Source organism: Candidatus Binatia bacterium, assembly GCA_029243485.1.
GTDB lineage: Bacteria > Desulfobacterota > Binatia > UBA12015 > UBA12015 > VGTG01.
The window spans coordinates 188,011-202,392 of record JAQWRY010000062.1 but is presented as its reverse complement, the minus strand read 5'-3'; the positions used below and the strand labels follow the sequence as shown (position 1 = coordinate 202,392).

Genomic DNA, 14,382 nt, shown 5'->3' with positions numbered 1-14,382 from the left:
CTACATTCTCGGCACGCAGCAGGTGAAGCTCTCGAGCGACCTCACCCGAGTCTTCGGCAGCCCGACCAGCAACTCTGGTCCCGGGTACCGCCCGGGCGACGACGGTTGGATGTGGCGCGTGCAGATGCAGGTCGCGTTCTAGCCGGGCGACGCTCACCGGACAGAACAGGACAAGATGTGGGGCGACGGTGACGACCGCATCCTCCCGATGGGCGGGTGAGAGGGCGCGCAGTTCGGTATCGAAGTGCGCGCGGATCTGGTCGGCCATCACCTTTGGGCGGAAGGCCAGCATCTGGGTCGCTTCGGGCTCGTGGAGCGCGCCGCTGCGCAGGAGTCGGGCCAGGAAATGGGTCTTCTCGCAAAATTCGACACGGAGCGCCGGATGCGCTTGTCGCGTGATCCCACGCCGATGTCGGGCACCTGAAGCAGATGACGATGCCGCTTTGCGGACAGGATGGCCGGGTCCTTCAGGAGCTCGCCGAGATTGCGGAAGTAGCGAAACAACGTTGGCACCGAGATGCCGGAACGGCTCGCCACCTGTTCGATGGTCGGGGGGAGGTGCCCTTTGAGGACCAAGTTTATGTGAGCGTCGATCGCGAGCTGTCGGCGCTCGTTCACGGGGAGGCGCTTGGTGGTCCTGCCGGCTTTTCCTGCGAGATACGAAGTTGACAACTCGACCTTCCAATGAGAAGAGTATGTCCTATTTTGTGAGAGTATTACTCTCATGGTGCTCGTTAAAAAGAGCACATTTCACCCCAGGAGACTCCATGACGCAGCTACTCCGTTTGTGCTTTCTCTCGGTCCTCGGCACCGCTCTGGTCTTATCTTTCAGCGCGTGCGGGGGCTCTGGTGAAGGATCTGGAGTCGTGACCGAGCCCGAAGCCCCAGTCGAGCCTGAGCCGGAGCCGGAGCCGGAGCCCGAACCGGGGCCCAACTCGGAATGCGACGTCGTGTTCCATTCGACCTTCGAAGCCGTGCAGCAGGTCTTCACCGACAACTGTGTGCAGTGCCACGGGGAAGAAAAACTCGGCGGACTAGATCTCCGAGAGGGCCGCGCCTACGACAGCCTCTACAAGGTGGACGCGAATGCCTCGGACAAGTTGCGGGTCCATCCCGGGGATACGGAACGCAGCTTCCTCTACGACAAAATTATGTCGTGGACGGACGAGTCGCTCGTCCTCCGCGGGAGCCCCATGCCGCCCGCCGGCACCTTGCCGCCCGAAGTAACCAATCTGATCCGCTTCTGGATCTACAGTGGTGCTGTCGAGGGCGTGATGGTTCAGGGGACCGACGAGATCCTGGACGGCGTGTGTCTGGCGCCCCCCGAGGTCTTCTCCATCGAGCCTCTCGACGCCCCGGAGGCTTCCGTGGGCGTGCAGATCGAGATGCCGATCCAGCTAGTGGCCGCAGCTTCCGAGACGGAAACCTGCGTGGCCGTGTACGAGGATTTCTGCGAGCAGATCCCCGACGAGTACCGCATCCCGGATTCGAATCTGTTCCGGTACGCCGTCAACGAGATTTTGATGCCTCCCTTAAGCCACCATATGTTGGTGGGCGTACCGGTGGAGAACTTCGGGGGCGAATCGATCGACCCCAGTGTGTTCACCGGTTGGGCGTGCCTGGGCGGCGAACAAGATGGGGAAGCCTGCGCCCCGAAGGACAAGGGCGGATGCGGTGAGGGACGTTGCGCCACACCGATCGTTCCGCAGCTCGGATGTAACGGTTATGAGCCCGCCAATGGGACGTTGATGGTAAACTTTACGGGCACCCAACAGCCTCACATGTATCAGAAACTCGCAGAGGGGGTCTTTGGTACCGCGCCGTGTCGAACCGTCGTCTCCTACAACCTCCATGCATTCAACCTGAGCACCGAAGATGCCCCGATTACTGCCCAGATCAACTTCGAGTTCGCCCAAGACGCGCGGTGGCCTCAGCGAGGCATCACGACGGACGATCCTAGCGAAGGGCCTCTCGGGGCGTTCGGGATCGCGCGGCTCCTCCGGGAAGGCCCGGAAGCGTACACCGAGAAGACTTTCTGCACCGAGGTCACGTTGCCGCAGGGGGCCTATCTCACGGGAGGGGGTTCCCATACGCACCGCCTAGGCGCGCGCTCGACGTGGAGGAACCCTGACGGCGAGCTCATTTACGACTCTATCTTCTACAACGACCCCGTCATCCTGCGTTACGACACTCCGATCTACTTCCCCGACGAGGATCCGGCGACGCGAACGTTCGACTTCTGCACGCTGTACCGAAACGGCATCGATGAGAATGGTGAGATCGACATCGACCAGCTGAGTCGCTCCTCGTTGCGGCCCTACAGCTTCGGAGGACCGGACGATACGGCTTCCGCCGGCTGCGAACCCTATCGTTGCGTCAATGAGGGCGTGGACCGTCTCACGATCAATTGTGATGACGGAATCCGGAACTTGGTAGGCGACGATGCCGCCTGCGATTCGAGCCCCGGGGCTGGGGACGGATTTTGCGATGCCTGCAGCATCCGGGGCGGCATCACCACCCATGACGAGATGTACCAAGGGAGCCTGTCGTACTTCTTGAAGGAGTGATCGGTCCCGCGTGGGCCTGCGCCCACGCGATGGCTTGGTGGGCGTCCAAGGTTTCGTGCGAGCCCCTCCTCATGTTGCTCGCTGAAAAGCTACACCTTGCCTGAGGGGACTCCATGAAGCAGCTACGGCGTTCGTGCCTTTCCTCGATCCTCGGCACCGTTCTGATCCTATCTCTCGGCGCGTGCGGCGACGGCGACAAGCCCGCGGGCACGACGCCCTAGCCCCCTCGAGCGTGTGACGCGGAGCCCGAGATCCTGAACGCGGCGGCCGGGGTCGAGTTCGTTCGCACGCCGGACTCCTGCTTGGAGGACCTCGCGGATTGGTCCTACGACTCTCGTTACGTGGAGCTGGACGGGCTGCGGCAGGCCTACGTCGACGAGGGTTCGGCGGATGGGCCCGTCGTCGGGCTGCGCGTCGCCGGGCTGAACCCGAGCCAGTTCGCCCGGATCGCAATCGGCAACGGCCGCATGCGGGTGATCGACGAGCCCCTATACCCTGTGGTCGAGGATCCCAACGTGAGCGTGGACATCCCGCCTCGGTTCGAAGATGCTCCTGCGCAGCAGTTCCCCTTGTACGATGGCTGTCGGCGTTTCTTTCCGCGGGACGACTCCGCGTTCGCGGATTGGATGGTCTACGCGATGAAGGCCAACTCGTTTCGTCCGTCCGAAGTTCTCGAGGCCGGGACCTGGTTCGACCTGCCTGCGGAAGTCGAGGCCTTCGAGTGCCCGTTCCTGACGATCTGGGCAGGGAACGATGCGGGCGGGTTGGGTGGGTGGGTGCGAGATCCAAGACGAGTTGATCTGCAACGTCGCGGAGCGCCTGCGCTTCGAAGTCTCGGCCTGTGTCCCCGACGTCGTCGTCGAGCCGCTGAGCACCGGGGGCGAGTGCACGTGTGATTGAGGGATCGGTTGACGGAGGAATGTGAGTTGCCCGTCAAGCCCGCCGGCGCCTACCAGGAGAACTGGGCCTTCATGTTGCCTGCCGCCCGGGTGCGGAATCGGCGGAGGTTCTCAGCTCGGCCGACGCGGCCGCATAGACGCGCCACAAGCCCGCGGCTGATGATCGACGGGCGGACGGAGTGCGGAGCCTATTGCGGGTATTGCGCTGCGATCTCCGCTTCTACGAGGCTCTTGAGTTGTTCGTAGCCGAACCGGGTGAGCGGTTTGCCGTTCACGAAGAACTGAGGTGTCTTGCGTACGCCTAGCGTCTTGAGGTCTGCGAGGTCCTGTTCGATGATCTGCGCGAATCTCGGGTCCTGGGCGTCGCGGCGAGCCCGATCGACGTCCACGCCAGCGCTCGGGAGGAACTGCCAGATCTTCTCGGGTTGGGGGTGATGGTGGCTCGCCCACTGGGGTTGGGTCTCGTAAAGCACCTGTAGAGTCTCCCAGTAGCGATCCTGCAATCCCGCCGCTTCGAGAGCCTTGACCACGCTATCGGATCCCTGGTGGAACGGCGCGTAGCGCAGCACCAGGCGCACGCGATTGGGGTGCTCGGCAAGCAGGGTCTTCACGTAGGGATCGAAGTCCCGACAGGTCTCGCATGCGGGATCGAAGAACTCGACGAGCACGACTTTGGCGTCGGCCGGCCCCTTCTTTCGCGAGTGGGGCCTCTCCAGCGGGGAATCCGCGCCCGTCGCCAGCGTCTCGATGCGATCTGCCTCGAGACTCGTGTACAGCTGAGTCGCGGCTACAAAGGCGAGCAGGAGCCCGCCCGCGGCGGCCAGAACGACGAATGATCTCTTCATGGCGACTGTCGCCTCCTCAGCAACAAGAGCAGCCCTGTGACGCTCGAGAACACGACCAACGAAAGCATGGGGATCGACAGGAAGCCCAGAACGTCGAGTTGGGCCTCAGAGCACGAGACTCCATGGCGGCAGGGTGCCGCACTTTCGGGGATGACACCAACCTGCAGGAGTAGGTGATAGAGCGCGATCACGCCGCCGGTAGCGGCGAGCGGCAGCGCGTACCGCACGACGCCGGGATCGAACGGAACGAGCCCCACGAGTAGAATGATCGCCAGGGGGAACATGAAGATCCGCTGTGCCCAACACAGAGAACACGGCGGCAGTTCCATCACTTCTGAGAAGAACAGGCTGCCCAGGGTCGCGGTGGCAACCAGTAGCCAGCAGGCGAACAGCATCGCCCAGTCAGGGTCGGTGGGGTTCCCGGGTTCGGTCATGGTCCTGAGGATAGCGCAAGGAGCGCGTCGCTGCGTCGTTCGGTCGAAGCTAGGCAAACCGGAATGCTGTTCCCTTTGCACACCAGCTTCGCGTTCCGGGCACCGGCCCGGTCGGTCAGGTGATCCTGACCTGAATCTCGCTCGGGATCACGAGGATCGGGTTCAGGATGCCGAGGACGCTGTACTTCGGCGGCGCGACGATTTCGATCTCCTTCGCCCTTCCCAGAAGCTCCTGGAACAGGATGGCGATCTCCTGCCGGGCCAGGTTCGCTCCCAGACAGAAGTGTGCGCCGCCTCCTCCGAACGCAACTTGGTGGTTGGGTTGGCGCGAGACGTCGAAACGGAACGGATCTTCGAAGATCTCCTCGTCTCGATTCGCCGATGGATACCAGACCGTGACCCGTTCTCCGGCGCGGATCTTCGTCCCGCGTACTTGCGTATCCCGCGTGGCCCGACGCGCGAAGTACGCCACCGGCGACGCCCACCGCAGGATCTCCTCCACCGCGGGCTTCATTGCCGCGGGATCCTGCCGGAGCTTCTCGAGCTGATCGGGGTGCGCCACGAGTGCCATGAGGCCGTGGGAGATCGCGTTTCGTGTGGTCTCGCTGCCCGCGAGCGTGAGCAGGAAGAAGAAGAAGTTGAGCTCCAACTCGCTCATTTTCTCCTTGGTGCCGTCTTCGTTCTCGAACTCGATGTTCGAGATGATGGTCCAGACGTCGTCTTCGGGATTGTCCCGCTTGGTCTGCACGAGCTGCTGGGCGTAGGTGAACATCTCCACCTGAGCTGCCATGTGTCGCGAATGCGTCTCCGGGTCTTCCGGCTGGCCGGGGTTCAGCAAGCGCGTGGAGAGGTCGAAGAGCGACTCCCGATCCTCCAGCGGGATGCCCACGATGTCGGCGATCATGTGCATCGGGAGCTGGTAGGCCACCTCGTTCACGAACTCGACGCGCCCTCGCTCGAGTGCGCGGTCGACGATGCGGGTCGCCCATTTCCGGGCCTGCGACTCGAGTCGGCTCACCATGCGGGGGGTGAATCCCGAATTGATGGTCTTGCGCTGACGGGTGTGGTGCTCTCCGTCCATGGTGACCAGCATGGTGTCCTTCATCTCTTCCATCGTGGTGATGGAGGGGCCGTCGATGGAGCAGAACAACTCGGCGTCTCGACTGACCGACTGGACGTCGTCGTACTTCGAGATCACCCAGAACCCGGGGTCCGAGCACTGCATGAGACTCTCGGGAACCGGCTGCCACCAGACGGGTGCCTCGCGGCGAAGCTGGTTGAAGATCGAATGGGGGAACCCGGCCCGGTAAAGGCCGAAGTCGATCAGATCCACCTGGGATAGATCGACCTCGCTCGCGACGTCTTTGGTGCTCATGATCGACCGGGGTATCGGCGCATTCTCCCGAGTGCAAGTGTGCCGTGCTGGCGACTGACGGATGTTCCCCCATCGATCGTCCGAGAGATCAGAGGATGGATGCGTGTCAGTTGTCGCGACAAGTTCATGAACGTTGTCCGCGATGCCGCGATGAACGCATGGGGCTGCCTCTCGGAGCCTTTCTCTGGCCCGCGGCTGGCCCCCAAAGCAACCCAGAAACACGAAAACCCGCGTCGAACGCGGGCTTCCGAAATGCGAGGAGCGGGACTTGAACCCGCACGGGTGTTACCCCACTAGCCCCTCAAACTAGCGCGTCTGCCAATTCCGCCATCCTCGCATGGATGGATTTCCAAGCCGCTCAGAGGGAGTCGAGCGGTCGAACCTTTAACGTCTCGTGACGTGGCTCTCAAGCGGCGCTGAGAGAGAAGGGCGCCGCTTCTTCCTGACTATTCCGTTTCCGCGGCCTGTCGCTTGGCCTCCGCGTTGTCTTCGGGCTTCGTCTGCTCTTCGACCTGCTCGACGGTGCCTGTGCCGGCGCCTTCGAGTGCGGCTCCGGTGTCATCGGCTGCGGCCTCGGCTGCTTCTTCCTTCTGTTCTTCGAGATCCGCGGCCCCGGCAGCAGCGGGCTTCTCTGGCGCGGGCTCTTCCCCGGTGACCGGGTCGACTGCGGCGGGCTCGTCGGCGACGGCGGCCGAGTCGCTGGTGGCCGGCGTGTCTTGGGCTACGACCGGCGCGGCCGGCTCGGAAACGGGTGCGACGAGAGGCGGGGGCTCGGCCGGGATGATGTCGTCGGCGACCGAGATCGTGAGAGAGCGGGTCGAGAACCACGTGAGGAATAACGACGTGATCATGAAGATCACGGCGGTGTATGTCGTGAGTCGCGTGAGCAGAGTCGCGGCGCCGCCGGAACCGAACACGGTCTGGCTCGAGCCGCCGAAGACCGCGCCCATGTCGGCGCCCTTACCGGTCTGCAGCAGGACCACGATGATCAAGAAGAAGCACGCGATGACGTGAACGACGGTGATTGCGATATCCATTGTCGCTCCTGTTCCTAACCTTGGAACTCGACGATGCGGGTGAAGTCCTCGACCTTGAGGCTCGCGCCTCCGACGAGTGCGCCGTCGATGTCGGGACAGGCCATGAGGCCGTCTACGTTGTCGGGTTTGACGCTGCCGCCATATAGGATGGCAATGTCGTCGCCCGGAAGACCGAGGCCCGAGACACACGTGCGAATCTGTGCGTGAACTTCTTGTGCCTGTTCCGGCGTGGCCACGCGGCCGGTGCCGATCGCCCAGACAGGCTCGTAGGCGAGAACGATCTTGGTGCACTGCGCGGCGGTGACGCCGGTGAGACCTGCCTTCACCTGGCCGGTGATGACCTTGATCGTGTCGCCCGCGTCGCGCTGTTCGAGAGTCTCGCCGACGCAGAGGATCGCGGTGAGGTCGTGGGCGAGGGCGCTCGCGACCTTCTTGTTGATGAGCTCGTCGCTCTCGCCGAACACTTCACGGCGTTCCGAGTGGCCGAGGATGACGTGCGTGATGCCGAGATCCTGCAGCATCGTAGGAGAGATCTCGCCGGTGAAGGCGCCCTTCTCCTCGAAGTGCATGTTCTGGGCTGCGACGATGATGCTCGTTCCCCGGACCGCCTCGAGCGTCGTCGCCAGAGCCGTGAACGGCGGGCTGAGAATCACGCCGCGGTCGTCGCGATTGCCCACGTTGGCCGCCAGGCCGCTCGCGAGCGCCTTCGCGTCCGCGTTCGAGCCGTGCATCTTCCAGTTGCCTGCCAGGATTGGTTTGCGAGCCATCGGGTTCGGTCCTTCTCGTCGGGAAAGGGATCCTTAAAACAAACGGGCGCTCGGGCGGAAAGAGCACGCCAAAACGCTGTGAAATCGATGATTTCGGGCCGGGCGGCTACCCGCCGCCCGTGGGCCCACCGAATGCCGGAAAACCGGGCTAGTCTGCCTTGGCCTGGAACAAGAAAGCGTCGTTCCGGCTCGGGGCAGAGCAGGTGGCCTCGAAGCAGGTGCCATTCTCGCCGTGGATCTGGGCGACCACGGGGGCGAGGAGAGGCAGGAGAGGCATCGGGAGGTGGGCACCCTTGCCCTTCAGCTTGACCGTCGCCTTTCCGTCTTCGCCGGCACGCAGGATCAGGCGCTTCACGCCATCGAAGGCGGTCGTCTTGCTCGTGTAGGTGGTCTTCTTCGCACTGGTCTTGAAGCAGTGATCGGGACCGCAGGGCAGCCCCGGGGTGTCGACCGATCGCTATGAGCGAAGCCGACCCGCCTTCAAAGAGGCAAGGCGAGTAGGGCTGCTCAGGAATCTCGGAGAGGAGGGTCCAGTCGCCCTTCTTCCACACCCAGGTGAGTGTGTCTTTTGTGCCGCCGATGTTTCGCAGGACGAGCGAGCCTGCATCGGCGCGGCGGCAGGTCGTGGCGGGCTCGGCGACGCCGATGCAGCTACCGCCGCTGCACGAGTCCGCTTGTTTGCAGAGATCGCCGTCGTTGCACGATTGCCCATCGAGGAGGTTCGGGTGTTCGCAGACGGCCAGACCGTCACACGTGTCCGACGTGCACCCGCTTGCGTCGCCACCACATGCGACACCCGCGGCATCGAGTTGGCACGTGGGTGAGCAGCAGTCGCCGGCGAGCGTGTTGCCGTCGTCACACGTTTCCCACGGGTCGAGCAGTCCGTTGCCGCAGGGTTCGAACCCGAGGAGGCGGCGGAGCTGCACGTCGCCGTTTTCGCGGGTGGCGAGGATGACTCTCTCGTCCGGCTGGAACGCACTGTCCGTCGTGAGGCTGGTGCTGACGCCCGCGACCTCCAAGATGCCGTCACTGCTCCAAGAAGGATCGACGCTGCCGTCGGGTAGGTATCGAATCGCCATCGCGACGTCGGTCCCCGACACGAAGTCCGGGGTCGTCGGGCCGACGAGAACATGCGAGCCGTCGGCCCGGCGCGCGACGGACGAGGCCCCGGCGCGCGCGTGGGATCGGGCAGAATGGGCCACAACGGCGTCCGGGCGCTTCAGGACGAGACCGTCGGTGCCGTAGGTCGGATCCAGGTTGCCGTCGGGTTCGAGCCGCACGGAAACGAAGTTCTGTGGAGCGCCCCACCCATTGTCGTCCTCGCCGATTGCGAGGATGTGGCCGTCGGCTTGCACGGTCACGTCGGCCGGTTAGTCGTCGCCGCCGCCTTCTCTCGTGGCGACGACGATTTTGCCATCGGCCTGAGTCGCGACGCGCACCGGCTCCGCCTCGAAATTCGCGTCCGTGACGGAGACCGTGGCGACGCCGCCAGATCCGAAGGATGGATCGCTGTCGGCGCGGGAGCTCGTCGGTGCGAGCAGGAGGCGAGCGAGTCCGACGGTAGCCAGCAGTCTCATCGCGTATACTTGACGGGAGTCTCCACGCCGGTCAATAGATGGAGGACACCGACCGGATTTCGACGTTTTTCAGCCGAGCGCAGCGATTCCGGGCAGGGTCTTGCCTTCGAGGAACTCCAGAGAGGCTCCGCCGCCGGTCGAAATGTGCGTGATCTTGTCGGCGACGCCCGCGCGGCCGATGGCGGCCACCGAGTCCCCGCCGCCGACGATCGTCGTGCCGGGGTTCTGGGCCATCGCGTCCGCAATCGCGAGCGTGCCGCCGGCGAACGCGTCGATCTCGAAGATCCCCATCGGTCCGTTCCACAAAACGGTCTTCGCCGAGGCGATCTGCTCCGCGAACCGCTTCCGACTCTCGGGGCCGATGTCGACGCCAAGCCAGCCGTCCGCGATCTGGAGTCCGGAGACTTCCGCCGCCGCGTCGGCCGAGGGCTTTTCGGCGACGACGTGATCCGACGGGAGCAGCAGCGGAATGCCGCGTGCCTTTGCGTCGGCGAGCGCGTTCGCGGCCATCTCGAGCTTGTCTTCCTCGACGAGCGATCCGCCGACTCCGAGACCCTGCGCCTTCAAGAAGGTGTAGGCCATCGCGCCACCGATCAACATGGCGTCGCAGCGGGGGAGGAGGTTCTCGATCACCGTGATCTTGTCCGAAACCTTGGCGCCGCCGAGGATCACGACGAAAGGATGCTCAGCGCCTTCGAGCAGGACGCCGAGATGCTTGATCTCGTCACGCAGGAGGAAGCCCGCAGCCTTCTCTGCAACGACGCCGGCAACGCCGGCCGTCGACGCGTGCGCACGGTGCGCCGTGCCGAACGCGTCGTTCACGTAAACGTCGGCGAGCGATGCGAGCTGCGCGACGAACGCCGGGTCGTTCTTCTCTTCTTCGGCGTGGAAGCGGAGGTTCTCGAGCAGCAGAACCTCGCCGTCACCGAGTGCAGCCACGGCCTGTTGGGCCGCGGGGCCGACGCAATCGGTTGCGAGCGTCACCTTGCAATCCAGCAGTTCGGAGAGCCGCTCCGCTGCCGGCGCGAGTGACATCGTCGGGTCGACCTGGCCCTTGGGCCGTCCGAGGTGCGACGCCAGGACCACTCGCGCCCCTTGTTCGAGTGCGTAGTGGACCGTCGGCAGACTCCCGCGGATGCGGGAGTCGTCCGTAATGCGTCGCACGTCACCGCTCTTGTCGAGCGGGACGTTGTAGTCGACGCGGATGAAGGTGCGCTTTCCGGCGAGATCGAGCTCGTCGATGATCTTCATCACGCAGGCAGGCCAGGCGGCCTCCTTAGAGGCTTCCGCCGATGTGCTGCATCATGTCGACCATGCGGTTCGAGAAGCCCCACTCGTTGTCGTACCACGAGAGGACCTTCACGAGGCGGCCGTCGATGACCTTCGTGAGAGGCGCGTCGAAGATCGACGACTCACTCGTGTGGTTGATGTCGATCGACACGAGCGGCGCCTCGCTGTACCGCAGCACGCCCTTCATGGGGCCGTCCGCAGCGGCCTTGATGGCGGTGTTGATCTGCTCGGCGGTGACGTCCTGCTTCATGTTGGCGCACAGGTCGACCAGCGAGGTGTTCGGGGTGGGCACGCGAACGGCCATGCCGTCGAGCTTGCCGTTCAACTCGGGGAGGACGAGGCCGACGGCCTTCGCGGCGCCGGTCGTCGTGGGGATCATCGAGAGCGCAGCGGCGCGGGCGCGACGCAGGTCGGAGTGGGGCAGGTCGAGGATCCGCTGATCGTTCGTGTACGAGTGGACTGTCGTCATGAGGCCGCGCTCGATGCCGAACGAGTCGTTCAGGACCTTGGCCACTGGCGCGAGGCAGTTCGTCGTGCAGGACGCGTTGGAGATGACGTCGTGCTTGCTCGCGTCGAACTCGGTGTGATTCACGCCGTAAACGACCGTGAGGTCGACGCCGGACGCCGGCGCGGAGATCAGAACCTTCTTGGCACCCGCGCTGATGTGCGCGCTCGCCTTTTCCTTGCTGGCGAAGAGTCCGGTGCTCTCGACGACGAGCTGGACGCCAAGGTCGCCCCAGGGGAGCTTGCCGGGATCGCGCTCTGCGCAGACCTTGATCGACTTGCCGCCGACCGTGATCTCTCCGTCGCCGGCTACGACGTCGGCGTCGAGCGGGCCGTGGACCGAGTCGTTCTTCAGGAGGTAGGCGAGAGTCTTCGCGTCCGTGATGTCGTTGACGGCGGCGACTTCGATGTTGGAGTTGCCGAGGGCGGCCCGCAGGATGTTGCGGCCGATGCGTCCAAAGCCATTGATTCCGACACGCACGGACATGCTGATTCTCCTTGAAAGACGGTTCGATTGGAGTGGCGAATTGCCAAAAAAGCTTCCCGCACCCTACGGATTGCCTCTAGTCAGCACAAGATCGCGGCCCCGCTAGAGGCCCGCGCGTGCGTTGTGGCGTAGTTTTCCCCGGATTCATTGACCCGCGGGTCGGCGGCTCGTACGTTCAACCTGGGTTGTGGTGATGTTGGGTTGGGGGGATTTTTGAGGTGATCGAACACCTCTTCAGCGGGACCGGACCGGTCGTGATGGCGGTCCTTTGGGTCCTGCTCGCGAGTTCGGCAGCGAGTTGGGGGATCACCTTCTACAAGCTTCGCCAGCTCAGACGCGCCCGCCTGCAGTCCGAGCGCTTCGTCCAGGTCTTCTGGGAGTCGAAGAGCCTCGGCCAGATCCACACCGCGAGCCTCGAGTACGAGCACAGCCCGGTCGCGCACGTTTTTCGCGCCGGCTACCAGGAGCTGCTCCGCTTTACGCGCGCTCGTCGCGGTGACGACAACGAGAGCGAGATCGAGCTCGGCGGCGCGGCCAATGTCGAACGGGCGATGCGCCGCGCGACGAACCAGGAAGTCACCCGTCTCGAGAAAACCCTGACCTTCCTCGCCACGACGGCTTCGACCGCACCATTCATCGGGCTGTTCGGAACGGTGTGGGGCATCATGAATGCATTCCGCGGTCTCTCGACCGCCCACACATCGAGCATCCAGGCTGTCGCGCCTGGTATCTCCGAAGCCCTTGTTGCGACTGCGGTGGGCCTCGCCGCCGCGATCCCGGCGGTCGTCGGGTTCAATCACTTCAACCGTGAAGTCCAGGTTCTGCACACCGACATGGAGAACTTCTCTTCGGAGTTCCTCAACATCGCCGAGCGGCACTTCCTGAAGTGAGGCGATGCTGAATGGCCTTCGATAAGCCCGGCTCCGGTGGGTCGATGAATCAGATCAACGTCACGCCGCTCGTCGACGTGATGCTGGTCTTGCTCGTCATCTTCATGGTGACGGCGCCGATCCTGCAGCAGGGGGTAGCGGTCGATCTGCCGCGTGCGGAACTTGGTCCGCTCGATAGCAACGAGATCCCACTCGTCGTCTCGCTCACGCGTGAGGGCGATCTGTACTTGAACGAACAGAAGCTCACTCGCGCGCAGTTGGTGACGCAGCTCGGCGGTGTCGCCGACGAAAGCGCCGACGAGTCCGTCTACGTGCGCGCCGACGAGAGTCTCCCGTACGGCGAAGTCATCTCGGTGATGGCGGCGATTCGCGAGGCGGGCATCCGCAACGTGGGGATGGTCACGCAGCTGCCTTCTGAGGCAGGCTAGGCCTCCGGGTTCGATGGAGGGCGGCCCAGATCGGAGACGGTCGCCGATCCTGACCGATCGGAGGCTCGATCGGAGTCTCTACCGTGCGATCGCCGCTTCGGTCGCCGTTCACCTCGTTCTGCTGTTGGCGCTTTTCTTCTCGGGGGAGTTGAGCCTCAGACCGGAGAGCCCCCAGACGTACGCCGCCGGCTTGGCGGGAGGGCTTCCGGCCGGCTGGGAAGCCAAGCTTCCCGACCTCGGCGGGGCGGTGCCGCAGGTCGATCCGGCGCCTCCGCCCGAGCCGAAGCGGGTGGCCAAGTCCGAACCGCGCAAGCCGCCGCCGAAGGTGCCGGCAAAGCCTGATCGTGCGCCGGAGAAGCCGACGGAGCCGGCGGACGTGATTCTTCCGGCACCGGCGACCGCCACACCGGATGCGACGCCGTCGCCCAGTCCGCGGGCAACCGCGACTCCGACGCCGTCTCCCGTGGCGACGGTCCGACCGACCCCAGATTCGACCGCGGTGCCGACTGCGTCACCAGCTCCGACCGTGTCGCCGTCACCGAAACCCAAGCTGAAGCCGACGGTGGCACCAACCGCGAAAGCGAAGCCCAAGCCGACGGCGAAGCCCGCCGCGCCAAAAGCGAAACCGAAAAAAGACGAAGCCCCCAAGGCGACCGCGAAACCCGCGAAGAAGGATACGGATGGTGCCGGGGACGAGCCGGACGCAAAGAAGAGGGTCGAGGCCGCGCCGCCGGCGCCGGACGATCCCGCACCGTCCGCCGAGGTGGCCGAGGGTTCACCCGACCAGGAACGCGACGCCCGTATCGCCGAAGCGATGGCGCGGGTTCGTGCGCGCGTCGGTACCGGGTCGGGCTCGACGTCCCCGGGCGCCGCGTCGGGGGCGAGCAGCGATGGTGGCGCGGGTGGTGTCCGCGGCGGAGGCGGCCAGGGCGGCGGCGGTTTCGGAACGGGAACCGGTGGCGGCGGAACGCTGCGCGGTGCCGACTTCCTGCTGTACTACAACGAGATGATCACCCGGATCCGTGATGCGTGGGTGTGGGTCGGCGGGTCCCCGAACCTGGAGGTTGAGATCGGCTTCCGGGTGACAATGGTCGGCGACATCATCGACATACGGGTCGTGCGTTCGTCGGGAGACCGCTCCTATGACCAGTCCGTCCTGCGCGCTCTGCGTACGGTCCGGAACCTGGGCCCGCCGCCGCAACGCCACCGGGAGACGTTCTCGGACGTCCAACTCACCTTCCGGCCGGCCGATCTGGAGCGTTCCCCGTGACGACTGGCCCGA

15 protein-coding genes, 1 tRNA gene and 1 pseudogene are annotated in these 14,382 nt (G+C 64.6%); 6 read left to right on the top strand and 11 right to left on the bottom strand.

Annotated elements, in window-relative coordinates:
* Positions 1 to 244: 244 nt before the first annotated feature.
* The 3 genes from P8R42_18015 to P8R42_18005 all read left to right on the top strand — a co-directional run bounded on the left by P8R42_18015 (position 245) and on the right by P8R42_18005 (position 3,463).
* Positions 245 to 424 carry a hypothetical protein gene (locus tag P8R42_18015; GenBank protein ID MDG2306504.1) on the top strand — a complete coding sequence of 60 codons (180 nt, stop codon included), beginning with the start codon at positions 245 to 247 and terminating at the stop codon, positions 422 to 424.
* Positions 425 to 866: 442 nt separating this feature from the next.
* Entirely contained in the window at positions 867 to 2,567 is a 1,701-nt protein-coding gene (locus tag P8R42_18010) for a hypothetical protein (protein ID MDG2306503.1), read from the top strand.
* A 302-nt stretch (positions 2,568 to 2,869) separates the two neighbouring features.
* Complete coding sequence (locus P8R42_18005; protein ID MDG2306502.1) at positions 2,870 to 3,463, top strand: hypothetical protein; 594 nt, start codon at positions 2,870 to 2,872, stop codon at positions 3,461 to 3,463.
* A gap of 191 nt (positions 3,464 to 3,654) precedes the next feature.
* On the opposite strand, the gene P8R42_18000 is transcribed toward P8R42_18005, so the two are convergent.
* The 11 genes and pseudogenes from P8R42_18000 to gap form a co-directional block, all read right to left on the bottom strand.
* Positions 3,655 to 4,311 (bottom strand): thioredoxin domain-containing protein, encoded by a 657-nt coding sequence (locus tag P8R42_18000; protein MDG2306501.1) that lies wholly within the window; start codon positions 4,309 to 4,311, stop codon positions 3,655 to 3,657.
* Positions 4,308 to 4,745, bottom strand: coding sequence for a disulfide bond formation protein B (locus P8R42_17995; GenBank protein ID MDG2306500.1), 438 nt, complete (start codon positions 4,743 to 4,745; stop codon positions 4,308 to 4,310). Before P8R42_17995 ends, P8R42_18000 begins: the two co-directional genes overlap by 4 nt.
* Before the next feature lie 115 nt (positions 4,746 to 4,860).
* Positions 4,861 to 6,120, bottom strand: coding sequence for a cytochrome P450 (locus tag P8R42_17990; protein MDG2306499.1), 1,260 nt, complete (start codon positions 6,118 to 6,120; stop codon positions 4,861 to 4,863).
* 253 nt (positions 6,121 to 6,373) lie between these two features.
* Positions 6,374 to 6,457: transfer RNA gene (locus tag P8R42_17985), tRNA-Leu, on the bottom strand.
* A 109-nt stretch (positions 6,458 to 6,566) separates the two neighbouring features.
* Positions 6,567 to 7,157 (bottom strand): preprotein translocase subunit SecG, encoded by a 591-nt coding sequence (gene secG / locus P8R42_17980; protein MDG2306498.1) that lies wholly within the window; start codon positions 7,155 to 7,157, stop codon positions 6,567 to 6,569.
* Between the two features lie 14 nt (positions 7,158 to 7,171).
* Positions 7,172 to 7,924 carry a triose-phosphate isomerase gene (tpiA, locus tag P8R42_17975; protein MDG2306497.1) on the bottom strand — a complete coding sequence of 251 codons (753 nt, stop codon included), beginning with the start codon at positions 7,922 to 7,924 and terminating at the stop codon, positions 7,172 to 7,174.
* A 148-nt stretch (positions 7,925 to 8,072) separates the two neighbouring features.
* On the bottom strand, positions 8,073 to 8,279 hold the full coding sequence (locus tag P8R42_17970) for a hypothetical protein (GenBank protein MDG2306496.1): 207 nt from the start codon (positions 8,277 to 8,279) through the stop codon (positions 8,073 to 8,075).
* A 460-nt stretch (positions 8,280 to 8,739) separates the two neighbouring features.
* Positions 8,740 to 9,003 (bottom strand): annotated as a pseudogene (locus P8R42_17965) (hypothetical protein).
* A gap of 291 nt (positions 9,004 to 9,294) precedes the next feature.
* A complete protein-coding gene (locus P8R42_17960) occupies positions 9,295 to 9,501 on the bottom strand; it encodes a hypothetical protein (GenBank protein ID MDG2306495.1) in 207 nt (68 codons plus the stop codon).
* Between the two features lie 69 nt (positions 9,502 to 9,570).
* Positions 9,571 to 10,752, bottom strand: a complete 1,182-nt coding sequence (locus P8R42_17955; protein ID MDG2306494.1) for a phosphoglycerate kinase — start codon at positions 10,750 to 10,752, stop codon at positions 9,571 to 9,573.
* A gap of 25 nt (positions 10,753 to 10,777) precedes the next feature.
* Positions 10,778 to 11,782, bottom strand: coding sequence for a type I glyceraldehyde-3-phosphate dehydrogenase (gene gap / locus P8R42_17950; protein MDG2306493.1), 1,005 nt, complete (start codon positions 11,780 to 11,782; stop codon positions 10,778 to 10,780).
* 221 nt (positions 11,783 to 12,003) lie between these two features.
* Here gap and tolQ point away from each other — a divergent pair, with 221 nt between their 5' ends.
* The 3 genes from tolQ to P8R42_17935 are packed head-to-tail and all read left to right on the top strand — an operon-like array spanning position 12,004 to position 14,370.
* The gene (tolQ, locus tag P8R42_17945) at positions 12,004 to 12,672 is read left to right on the top strand and encodes a protein TolQ (GenBank protein ID MDG2306492.1); all 669 of its coding nucleotides are present in this window, start codon (positions 12,004 to 12,006) and stop codon (positions 12,670 to 12,672) included.
* Positions 12,673 to 12,683: 11 nt separating this feature from the next.
* Positions 12,684 to 13,100: a protein TolR gene (gene tolR / locus P8R42_17940; GenBank protein ID MDG2306491.1), complete on the top strand. Its 417-nt coding sequence runs from the start codon at positions 12,684 to 12,686 to the stop codon at positions 13,098 to 13,100.
* 13 nt (positions 13,101 to 13,113) lie between these two features.
* Positions 13,114 to 14,370: a TonB family protein gene (locus P8R42_17935; GenBank protein ID MDG2306490.1), complete on the top strand. Its 1,257-nt coding sequence runs from the start codon at positions 13,114 to 13,116 to the stop codon at positions 14,368 to 14,370.
* The last annotated feature ends 12 nt before the right edge of the window (positions 14,371 to 14,382 follow it).

Bases quoted from the DNA above. Each gene is read 5' to 3' on its own strand.
- P8R42_18000 (MDG2306501.1), bottom strand. From the start codon at position 4,311: ATGAAGAGATCATTCGTCGTTCTGGCCGCCGCGGGCGGGCTCCTGCTC.
- P8R42_17935 (MDG2306490.1), top strand. From the start codon at position 13,114: ATGGAGGGCGGCCCAGATCGGAGACGGTCGCCGATCCTGACCGATCGG.
- P8R42_17960 (MDG2306495.1), bottom strand. From the start codon at position 9,501: ATGAGACTGCTGGCTACCGTCGGACTCGCTCGCCTCCTGCTCGCACCG.
- P8R42_17955 (MDG2306494.1), bottom strand. From the start codon at position 10,752: ATGAAGATCATCGACGAGCTCGATCTCGCCGGAAAGCGCACCTTCATC.
- gap (MDG2306493.1), bottom strand. From the start codon at position 11,782: ATGTCCGTGCGTGTCGGAATCAATGGCTTTGGACGCATCGGCCGCAAC.
- secG (MDG2306498.1), bottom strand. From the start codon at position 7,157: ATGGATATCGCAATCACCGTCGTTCACGTCATCGCGTGCTTCTTCTTG.
- tpiA (MDG2306497.1), bottom strand. From the start codon at position 7,924: ATGGCTCGCAAACCAATCCTGGCAGGCAACTGGAAGATGCACGGCTCG.
- tolR (MDG2306491.1), top strand. From the start codon at position 12,684: ATGGCCTTCGATAAGCCCGGCTCCGGTGGGTCGATGAATCAGATCAAC.
- P8R42_17990 (MDG2306499.1), bottom strand. From the start codon at position 6,120: ATGAGCACCAAAGACGTCGCGAGCGAGGTCGATCTATCCCAGGTGGAT.
- P8R42_17995 (MDG2306500.1), bottom strand. From the start codon at position 4,745: ATGACCGAACCCGGGAACCCCACCGACCCTGACTGGGCGATGCTGTTC.